Source organism: Selenomonas sp. FOBRC9 (genome assembly GCF_000287655.1).
In the GTDB taxonomy this organism is placed as follows: Bacteria; Bacillota; Negativicutes; order Selenomonadales; family Selenomonadaceae; genus Centipeda; species Centipeda artemidis.
The window spans coordinates 1-1745 of sequence record NZ_ALJR01000042.1 but is presented as its reverse complement, the minus strand read 5'-3'; the positions used below and the strand labels follow the sequence as shown (position 1 = coordinate 1745).

Sequence of the window (1745 nt, the reverse complement as noted above, 5' to 3'; positions counted from 1 at the left end):
AGATCCGATTTACAGACTTTTCTTCACAGACTCGTTGAATGAAACGGACATCTTGAACAACCACCTGCGGCTTTTCTGTCACCTCCTTGACTTCTTTCTTTGTCTTCATTTGTTCCCTCCTCTAGTTTTGGAAAGAAGATGTTTAGGACTTCCTCCCGCGACAACGGAATCGCCTTTGCAATCGCCTGCGCCTCTTTGAGGGTGAATCCTTTCGTGCGCAGCTTATTGTTGAATGTCGTGAGCGGCATTCCGATCCTCTCATACACATTCCGATATACTAGGCCGCGCAGCTTTAGCGTTGCCTTGAGGAGCGGTATGTCAATCTCCATCCTCTCACCTCCTCTTTTCTTGTGGTATAATCCCCTTGAGCCCCCTAGATCGGAGGACATATGCGTTACGATCGACTTGCAAGAATCGGACTGACAGAGGAAGAACTCGCCAAAGAACTCTCTGCACAGCCCTTGACTGCTGAAACCATCGCTGCCGCCATCGCGCGCAACAACGCTGAGATAATGCGCCTTGTCAACGGCGCATTAGATTCACTCGCCGCTTCTATCGACAGAACGCCCGAACAGCGTCCTTAACCCGCCGAAACAACGTCTTTGGGGGCTCTTTTCTTTCGATAATTCGAATCTCAAACGTCGCTTCACCGACTTTGAGCTTGATAATGCGCCGCTTCTCTCCCTCCACATCCGCGATCGTGTTGTATCGGCACTCCGTCGAATTGTCCGTAAGACGGCGCGGCTCGCCATCCTCCCACACATCCAGCGTCCCAATCCACAAACCGTTAGTAATTACCTTCACGTCTGTCATCGTATTGCCTCCTCCTTTGGCACAAATCCCAAAAGCGCAAACCCCTTCACCACTTCATCATGCCCCCGTTCAGGAGACTCTTTCCCAACCACATAAGGCTCGATATCAAACCGCGCCCATGCCTCCATACCCTCAATACGAATCTCAACCTCCGTTTGACAGCACTTCTGCGGCATCTACGAATCCACCGTCTGTATAACCGCATTTTGTTCAAGCGATATCCGTACTGCAGTAAGTACGGTTTGCGCCTCGACGTATGAGAAGCCGTGAAGCAACGCTCCAATTTGCTTTGCGGCCTCTTTTTCTGTTTCACTCAGCGCCATTTTCTCGATGTCCTTGTTGAATGACATCCTCTCACCTCCTCTTTCTCCGCCTTGTGGGCGTACTTGCGTTTACACCTGAGCGTTCTTCAAAATCAAATCTTTTTGCGGCAGAACTTCACGTTTCACGAAGTTTGTGGGTAAAAAAATTTCATCAATTTTTACACCAAAATGTTTAGCAATGACGAACATCTCGTCCTGCTTAAACTGTGAAACCCCTTTTTCTTTATTTTGATATGTCCTAACATCAACGCCTATAAGGCGTGCAAGGCTCTCTTGCGATTCTTTTCGTGCCCGTCGGATCGCTTCAAGTAGGTATTGCATAATTTTCTCCTCCTTTCATCAACTTCATAATACAAGAAGTTTTAACTTATGTCAACATTTTTCTTGGTTCATGGTAAAATGAAGTGGGACAGAAAAAAAGGACAGGCAGCGCTCAATGTGTTACAATGTTTTCACCACAAAAACAGAACAGAAGGTGCTGCCATGTCCCATACTCATTCTACCACAACCACGCGCTCATATAAACACCTAGACCCATATCGGCGCGGACAAATTTTTGCCCTCCTATCCACCGGTATGTCAAAGACTGACATTGCAAAGCAGGTGAAG

Annotated in this window: 5 protein-coding genes; 2 read left to right on the top strand and 3 right to left on the bottom strand. The window is 47.7% G+C overall.

All coding sequences use genetic code 11. The features are described from left to right. The first annotated feature begins 389 nt into the window (after positions 1-389). A complete protein-coding gene (locus tag HMPREF1147_RS12085; RefSeq protein ID WP_009658762.1) occupies positions 390-584 on the top strand; it encodes a hypothetical protein in 195 nt (64 codons plus the stop codon). Here HMPREF1147_RS12085 and HMPREF1147_RS09960 read toward each other — a convergent pair. The 3 genes from HMPREF1147_RS09960 to HMPREF1147_RS09950 form a co-directional block, all read right to left on the bottom strand. Continuing rightward, entirely contained in the window at positions 553-813 is a 261-nt protein-coding gene (locus HMPREF1147_RS09960) for a hypothetical protein (RefSeq protein ID WP_037351446.1), read from the bottom strand. The two genes, HMPREF1147_RS12085 and HMPREF1147_RS09960, sit on opposite strands and share 32 nt — an antisense overlap. A gap of 176 nt (positions 814-989) precedes the next feature. Beyond that, positions 990-1163 (bottom strand): hypothetical protein, encoded by a 174-nt coding sequence (locus HMPREF1147_RS12080; RefSeq protein ID WP_009658761.1) that lies wholly within the window; start codon positions 1161-1163, stop codon positions 990-992. 42 nt (positions 1164-1205) lie between these two features. Continuing rightward, positions 1206-1457 (bottom strand): helix-turn-helix transcriptional regulator, encoded by a 252-nt coding sequence (locus HMPREF1147_RS09950; RefSeq protein WP_009658760.1) that lies wholly within the window; start codon positions 1455-1457, stop codon positions 1206-1208. Positions 1458-1505: 48 nt separating this feature from the next. Between HMPREF1147_RS09950 and HMPREF1147_RS12340 the strand changes: the two genes are divergently transcribed. Continuing rightward, positions 1506-1745 (top strand): helix-turn-helix domain-containing protein (locus HMPREF1147_RS12340; protein ID WP_232208083.1); only part of this gene is annotated, 240 nt, incomplete at its 3' end.

Bases quoted from the DNA above. Each gene is read 5' to 3' on its own strand.
- HMPREF1147_RS12085 (WP_009658762.1), top strand. From the start codon at position 390: ATGCGTTACGATCGACTTGCAAGAATCGGACTGACAGAGGAAGAACTC.
- HMPREF1147_RS09960 (WP_037351446.1), bottom strand. From the start codon at position 813: ATGACAGACGTGAAGGTAATTACTAACGGTTTGTGGATTGGGACGCTG.
- HMPREF1147_RS12080 (WP_009658761.1), bottom strand. From the start codon at position 1,163: ATGTCATTCAACAAGGACATCGAGAAAATGGCGCTGAGTGAAACAGAA.
- HMPREF1147_RS09950 (WP_009658760.1), bottom strand. From the start codon at position 1,457: ATGCAATACCTACTTGAAGCGATCCGACGGGCACGAAAAGAATCGCAA.